This is a genomic window from Pseudoalteromonas sp. NBT06-2 (genome assembly GCF_002276045.1).
Classification (GTDB): domain Bacteria; phylum Pseudomonadota; class Gammaproteobacteria; order Enterobacterales; family Alteromonadaceae; genus Pseudoalteromonas.
Window position 1 is genome coordinate 1 of record NZ_NQMR01000246.1, and the last position, 260, is coordinate 260.

At 37.7% G+C, this 260-nt stretch carries 1 rRNA gene; it reads right to left on the reverse strand.

Going from position 1 to position 260, the window contains the following annotated elements:
• Positions 1-103 (reverse strand): 16S ribosomal RNA (locus CJF42_RS24735); the annotation flags it as partial.
• Positions 104-260 lie beyond the last annotated feature (157 nt).

Here is a 260-nt window from a genome sequence, read left to right on the forward strand (position 1 = left end):
CCGCTCGTCAGCAGATAGCAAGCTATCTCTGTTACCGCTCGACTTGCATGTGTTAGGCCTGCCGCCAGCGTTCAATCTGAGCCATGATCAAACTCTTCAATTAAAAGTTTTTTGTCTTTACCTATAAATAGACAAGACAGCTCAATGAATTCTGTTTTTGATATAATTAAGTAAACTTAATTACGTCGCATATGACTGTGTAGTCACTCGCTCTTTCCTAAAAGGATTAAGTGAACAGATTTTAATGAGACTCTAATTTT